7 protein-coding genes are annotated in these 6646 nt (G+C 63.2%); all 7 read right to left on the bottom strand.

The genetic code is table 11. The annotated features are described in order from the left end of the window. Positions 1 to 141: 141 nt before the first annotated feature. The 7 genes from ENZ74_RS17075 to ENZ74_RS17045 all read right to left on the bottom strand — a co-directional run bounded on the left by ENZ74_RS17075 (position 142) and on the right by ENZ74_RS17045 (position 6643). Positions 142 to 723 (bottom strand): cupin domain-containing protein, encoded by a 582-nt coding sequence (locus tag ENZ74_RS17075; RefSeq protein WP_013528422.1) that lies wholly within the window; start codon positions 721 to 723, stop codon positions 142 to 144. 1 nt (position 724) lies between these two features. Beyond that, positions 725 to 1981: a cysteine desulfurase-like protein gene (locus ENZ74_RS17070; RefSeq protein ID WP_063170430.1), complete on the bottom strand. Its 1257-nt coding sequence runs from the start codon at positions 1979 to 1981 to the stop codon at positions 725 to 727. 70 nt (positions 1982 to 2051) lie between these two features. Then, positions 2052 to 2816: a cyclase family protein gene (locus ENZ74_RS17065; RefSeq protein ID WP_244514254.1), complete on the bottom strand. Its 765-nt coding sequence runs from the start codon at positions 2814 to 2816 to the stop codon at positions 2052 to 2054. Beyond that, positions 2813 to 3991 (bottom strand): ABC transporter substrate-binding protein, encoded by a 1179-nt coding sequence (locus ENZ74_RS17060; RefSeq protein WP_013528425.1) that lies wholly within the window; start codon positions 3989 to 3991, stop codon positions 2813 to 2815. Before ENZ74_RS17060 ends, ENZ74_RS17065 begins: the two co-directional genes overlap by 4 nt. Beyond that, the gene (locus tag ENZ74_RS17055) at positions 3988 to 5037 is read right to left on the bottom strand and encodes a branched-chain amino acid ABC transporter permease (protein ID WP_082826621.1); all 1050 of its coding nucleotides are present in this window, start codon (positions 5035 to 5037) and stop codon (positions 3988 to 3990) included. The genes ENZ74_RS17060 and ENZ74_RS17055 overlap by 4 nt, the downstream gene beginning before the upstream one ends. Further along, positions 5034 to 5936: a branched-chain amino acid ABC transporter permease gene (locus tag ENZ74_RS17050; RefSeq protein WP_024502052.1), complete on the bottom strand. Its 903-nt coding sequence runs from the start codon at positions 5934 to 5936 to the stop codon at positions 5034 to 5036. The genes ENZ74_RS17055 and ENZ74_RS17050 overlap by 4 nt, the downstream gene beginning before the upstream one ends. Then, positions 5933 to 6643, bottom strand: a complete 711-nt coding sequence (locus tag ENZ74_RS17045; protein WP_024502053.1) for an ABC transporter ATP-binding protein — start codon at positions 6641 to 6643, stop codon at positions 5933 to 5935. The genes ENZ74_RS17050 and ENZ74_RS17045 overlap by 4 nt, the downstream gene beginning before the upstream one ends. Positions 6644 to 6646: the final 3 nt, after the last annotated feature.

Genomic DNA, 6646 nt, shown 5'->3' with positions numbered 1-6646 from the left:
GGCGCGACCGACTGGCCCCGCCGCTCGCGTTCGGGCATTGAAACAGGACGGTTGGGCTCGGCGGCTGTTGTCCTGTGGACGTTGGCTCATTGAACGACGTCTGCAGAACTCCCTCGAAATCCGGCGCCGCGCTGGAGGCGGTCAGAATGTCGGCGGCGTGTTGACCCAGAGGATGCGGACCGTGGTCGAACCGATATTGCGGTAGCCGTGGCCGAGTTCGGAGTTGAAATAGAACGCGTCGCCTGCCTCGAGTGCCACCACGTTCGCCTCGACCAGCAATTCGACGGAACCTTCGAGCACGTAGCCGAACTCTTGTCCCTTGTGGCTGATCAACTCGGGGCTGCCGCCGCCGGCCTCGATCACGTGGACGTTGATCTGCAGCAGATATTCCGGACCGGACGGCACCAATTGCTCGAGCACGACATGGTTGCCCGAACGCCGATGTCCCGTCTCCATGTGCGGACGCTCGTTTTGCCGCAAAACGAACACTTCCGAGGCATTGTGCTGCAGCGTGCCGAACATCGCGTTCATGTTGATGCCCAGTGCCTGCACCAGCCGGTGCAGAGCCGCCATGGACGGCGTAGCGCGGTCGTTTTCGATCTTCGAGAGATAACCCTCTGTCAGCCCGATGCGGGCGCCGAGCTCTTCCAGGCTGAGGCCAAGCACCTGTCTGGCATGGCGCAGCTTGACGCCGATCCTCGGGGTTCCGTTTCTGTCGCGCATGTCAGGTCCGCGTCTTCATCCAGTCCGCCAGCTTCGCCAGCAGGAAATCGACTTCCGCCTCGGTGTTGTAATGAGCCAGCCCGATGCGGACGACACCGTTGCGGTCCGCAAGCCCCAGCCGCTTGATTGGCTCCAAACCGTAATTGTGACCGTGCCAGAGATAGATGCCTTCCTCTGCCATCGCCCTGGCGATGTCCGCGGGATCGGTTCCGTCAACGGTGATCGACACGGTAGGCACACGGCGCGCCAGCGCCGCCACATCGGATATGCCCTGGATCAAGACGCCATCAATTCTGGACAATCCGGCAATCAGCCGTGCTGTCAGGACACGCTCATAACGGTCGGCGACTTCAATGCCGGCGACGATTCGCTCCCGCCGCGTCGCCTGCGGGTGGACGTTGCCGAAGGACTGTCCGAGCCAGGCATAGTGCTCGACGGCGCCAAGCACCCCGGCAAGCGCCTCGCGGCTTGTCGTTCCCGTCTCGAATTTTCCAGGTGGCGTATTGGAAGCCGCGCGCACCTTATAGGCGGTCAGCGCCTGCAGCAGATCGAAACGGCCCCACAACACCCCGTGATGCGGTCCAAAAAATTTGTAGGCCGAGCAAACCAGGAAATCACAGCCGATCTCCTGGACGTCGATCACCCCATGCGGCGCGAACTGCACCGCGTCGATATAGCTCAGCGCCCCGATCGCGCGGGCGCGCTGCGCGATCCGCTTCACGTCGTTGATCGTGCCGGTAACGTTGCTGGCATAGCCGACAGCGACCAGCTTGACGTCCTCGTCGATAGTCGCCTCCAGCGTCGACAGGTCGAGTTCGAAGGTTTTTGGATCGAGGTCGATCCAGCGTACTTCAAGCCCCCGATCCTCCGCCAGCATCAGCCAGGGTGCGACGTTGGCGTCATGATCCATGCGCGTCAGCACGATGGCGTCGCCGGCGTTCAGATCGCGGCCGATGGCGCGCGAGACGGCGAAAGTCAGAGTTGTCATGTTCTGGCCGAACACCACCTCACGCCGGTCGGCGGCATTGAAGAAATCGGCCATCGCCTGATGCGCGTCGTCGACCATCGCCTGGGCCGCGAGTGAGGTTTCGAAATAGCCACCAAGATTGGCGTTGGTTTCGATCATGACACGCGTCATACGCTCGATCGAACGGCTCGCCATCTGGGTTCCCGCGGGATTGTCGAAGAAAATCCGCTTCTTCGGCTCGGCACCTCTCGCCATCGCCGGAAAAGCATCGCGGACTGTATCTATATCCATGTCTGAATTCCGTGTCTGATGATCGTTGTGCGGCGGCCCCTCGACCGCCGCCAGCAGCGGCTTCACGCGTTCAGCCGGCCGCTTCATGGATGGCGACAGCGCGAGCCGGGAAGCCAGATCCGGCCTTTGGCTTTGGCCAGCTTGCCATTATCAACGCGCCGGCTTCGGGCACCTTGTCGAGATTGGCCAAGAGCTCGATCTGCCAGCAGTCGCGCGACAGCACATAGTATTCCAGGCTTGCGTCACCTGCGGAAGTGGCACGGCCGGGATCAGTGTCCATGCCCTCGTGCCCGATCGCAGCAACACCGCGGCGTTCCAAAAGCTCCTCCAGCACCGGCTTCGACCAACCAGGCGCATGGGAGATACCGTCGGCCGACTTGTTCCGAAACGCCACGGGGTCCGGCCAGCGCGGCCACCAGCCGGTGCGAAGTGCGACAAAACACTTTTCCGGGATACGGCCGTTCCGCGCCTCCCAGGCCGAAATATCGTCGAGCGTCGGCGTCGCGTCGGGATCGGCGGCGACCCTGTCGCTGATGTCGAGGATGACCAGCGGCAGAAGCATCTCCGCCACCGGCAGTTGGTCGATCGAGCGGCCGCCGTCGATGAAGTGCACCGGCGGATCGACATGGGTGCCCCACTGTCCGACGAAGGCGTAGTGGTGGACCTGGAAGGCATCGCCCTTCGAAAAATCGAGCAACGCACTGCGCTCCTCGTCCGGGAAGGCCGGGAAATGCGGCTGACCCGGATGAAACGCATGCGTCAGGTCGGTGAAGGTCGCGGCGGAGAGCCGCGACCTGTAGATGTCCCAAAGGGAGCCCGGAGTGGACAAGATCACGGCTCCGCGACGAAGGTCGGTGCCGCTTCACTTGCCAGGACAAGCTTGCCGTCCTTGACACCAATGACCGAGACCGACTTGTCCGGCACCGAAATGCCCGGGCGGTAGGTGATCGTGCCGGTCACGCCGTCGAGCCCGGACGTAGCGGCCAGCGCGTCACGGATCTTGGCCGGATCCGGCGCACCGGCACGCTTGATCGCGTCGGCCATCAGCTTGACCGAGTCGTAGCCGAGCGCAGCGAACGCGTTCTCCGGGGCATTGCCGACCGACTTGGTGTAGGCGTCGATAAAGGCCTGCACCTTCGGGGTGGCGCCCTCACCGATATAGGCGTGGGTGGTGAAGTAGGTGTCCTTGGCCGCGTCGCCGCCGACCTGGATCAGCAAGGGCGTGTCGTAGCCGTCGCCGCCGACCACCGGCAGGTTGATGCCGGCCTGGCGCATCTGCTTCAAGATCAGGCCGATTTCCTCGGCATTCGACGAGGCATAGACGAAGTCTGGCTGCGGCGACAGCGCCTTCAGTTTGGCGATCTGCGCGGTAAAGGTCTTGTCGCCGATCTTGTAGGTGTCGCGCTCCAAAATCTTGCCCCCGCCATGCTCGTAGGCGGTGACGAAGTAGTCCGACAGCAGCGTTGTGTATTCAGTGCCGATGTCGGTCAGCAGGTAGGCGGTTTTGCCGTTCAGCTTGTTCAGCGCAAATTCCGCGCCAACCGCAGCCTGAACGTTGTCGCCGAAGGCGGCGAGGAAGATCTCGTTGCCGAGCTGGCTAGGCAATTTCGGCGAGGTCGCGCCTGGCGTTATGAACGGTATCTGCGCCGTCTGGACCTGCGGTCCGATGGCCAGCACCGAGTCGGAATCGGCGAAGCCGATGATGCCGACGACCTTGTCGCTGTCGATCAACTGGCTGGCGACGGTCGAGATCGTCGTCGAATCGCTCTTGGAATCGTAGATCACCAGTTCTATCTGCTGGCCGAGCACGCCGCCGGCGGCGTTGATTTCGCTCGCTGCCAGCTTGGCGCCATTCAGCATCGGACCGTCGAGCGAGGCCTGGATGCCGGTCAGGTTTGCCGGATAGCCGATCTTGATGGTGTCGGCAGCAAGTGCCGTGCTGGCCGAGGCAAGCGCGAAGAATGCGCCCAGTCCCAGGCCGATGGTACCGCGTCGAGTGAGTTTGATCATCGTTTTCGTTCCTCTGTCTGGTTCACCGTTGCCGATCTTTGGGTTGATCCGAACATAAGTTCCCGGTCCCCCATGATCCCCTTCGGCCGGAAGATCATGACTAGAATGAAGATGAAGCCGAGCACGATCTGGCTGGCGCCAAACAGGGCCGGCACCGCGAAATCGCCGATCGTGAAGCCGCGTTCGACCGAGCGCAGGATCTCCGACAACAGCGAAACGCAGATGACGCCGACCACCGCGCCGGTCAGGGAGCCCATGCCGCCCAGCACCAGCATTGTGATCAGACTCATCGTCAGCGCGAAGTAGAAAGTGTTCGGCGAAAACGAGCCGAGATAATGCGCATAGAGCGACCCGCCGACGCCTGAGAAGAACGCGCCGATGACGAAGGCGATCAGTCTGGTCCGCAGCACGCCGATTCCGACAGCGCTGGCCGCGATCGTGTCGTCGCGCACCGCCTTCATGGCGCGCCCGAAAGGCGAATAAACCAGGCGCGCCAGAACGAACACCGTGATGGCGAGCCAACCCATCACCCAGGGCAACGTCGTCTCCAGCGGCACGCCGGTAAACGTGCGGGCACCTCGGGTGAAATCCGACGCATTGATCAGCACCACGTTGACGATAATCAAGAATCCCATCGTCGCCACCGAAACGAAATAGCCCGACAGGCGCATCAAGGGATAACCGACGACCACCGCAAGCAATGCCGTCAGAAGACCTGCCACCAGCGTCGCCGGCAGGAAGGGGAGGCTGAAAGCATGCAGAAACCCCGGCAGATGCGGCAGCAATGCCATCTTCTGCTGCACCGGGATCGACAGGATTCCCGAAATATACGCGCCGGCGCCGATGAAGCCGACATGGCCGAGCGAAAACACGCCCGTAAAACCGTTGCTCAGCGACAGCGCCAGCACCAGGATTGCATTCAGCGCGATCAGCAGGATAATCCGGACGAAATAGTCGCTCAGCACGTGCGGCGCACCGAATGCGACAGCTGCCCCCGCCACCACGGCGACGAGGACGAGGAGTGTGATCCGCGCTTCCCGGCTCACAGCTTTATCTCCCGGTTTGGCTGGAGCAGCCCGCCCGGGCGCACCAGGAGAAAGGCGATCAGCACGGCGAAGACGATTGCGTCGCGATAGGACGAGACGCTGCTCGGCAGGAATGCGACGATGAATATCTCCAGCGCGCCCAATATGTAGCCGCCGACCAGGGCGCCCGCGATCGACCCGAAGCCGCCGATGATTGCCGCCACGAAAGCCTTCAGGAGCGGCGTGAAGCCCATCTGCGGCTGCACCACGCCGGCCTGTGCCGCCCACAAAATGCCGGCGAGGCCGGCATAGGCGGATGCGACGATGAAGGCGACGATGATCAGCCGGTTGACGTTCAGACCGACAAGGTGTGCCGCCGACATGTCCTCGGCTGCGGCGCGCATGCCGAGCCCAGTCGTGGTGCGCGTGATAAACCAGCCGAGGAGCAGCAGCGACACGAAGGTCAGCGCGATGGTCAGGAGATTGATGCTGGTGAAGGTGATGGCGCCGTTCGACATTTCCCAGGAGGTGTTGAGAATATCGGGGAGTGGAAAATTGCGCGGCGAGGAGGTGAACACCAGGATGCCGACATTCTCGATGATGTAGGTGACGGCGAGGCTGGTCAGCAGTCGCGCAACGTCGGGCGCGTCGCGGATCGGGCGGTAGGCGATGCGTTCGATGAGGAAGCCGGCGGCGGCGGCTGCGGCGATGCCGCAGATCACGGCGACCGGGAACGGAACGCCGATGCCGACCAGCAAGGCAACCCCGAAGGCACCTACCATCATGACGTCGCCATGCGCGAAATTGGTGAGCTTGAGGACGCCGAAGACGATCGACAGACCGACCGCCACCAGTGCGTAGAGGCTGCCGAGGCTCACCGCATTGACGATCTGCTGCAGGATATAGTCCAGCTGGGTCATGTTGCCGCCCCGAGATATGCCTGCGCCACGCGTTCGCTGTCGCGCAGTTCCGCGGACCGGCCAGACAGCGCCACCTGGCCCGTGCGCAGCACATAGGCACGGTCGGCGAGGTCCAGCGCGAGCGTGATGTTCTGTTCCACCAGCAGCATCGTCATGCCCTGGCGCTTCAGTTCGGCAAGCGCGCTGAAGATATGGCGGACCAGCAGCGGCGCAACGCCGAGCGAAGGCTCGTCGAGCAGCAGCAGGCGCGGCGCCGCCATCAGCGCGCGCGCCAAAGCAAGCTGCTGCTGTTCGCCGCCCGACAGCGTGCCGGCCAGTTGCTTCAGCCGCTGCTTGAGAATCGGGAACAGCATGAACATGCGCTCGCTGTCTCTGAGGATGGCATCCTTGTCGGTGCGGGTGCAGGCGCCGAGCCGCAGATTGTCAGCCACCGTCAGGCCGCCGAACAGGCGCCTGCCCTCCGGGCTCTGCGCGATGCCCAGACTTACGATGCGCGACGGAGCGACACCTCCAATCGGCTTGCCATCGAAGATGATCCTGCCGCCGCGCGGCCGCGACAGGCCGGAAATGGTGCGCAAGGTCGTGCTCTTGCCGGCGCCGTTGGCGCCCACCAACGCCACCACCTCGCCGGCATGGACGTCGAGCGAAATGCCCTTCAGCGCACGCACCGCGCCGAAATTGACCTCGAGGTTCTCGACACTGAGCAGAAC

This window comes from Mesorhizobium sp. M7A.F.Ca.CA.002.15.2.1 (assembly GCF_003998715.1).
Classification (GTDB): Bacteria; Pseudomonadota; Alphaproteobacteria; order Rhizobiales; family Rhizobiaceae; genus Mesorhizobium; species Mesorhizobium ciceri.
Note: the sequence above shows the minus strand (reverse complement) of the source record. Positions and strands in the feature narration are given on the sequence as shown.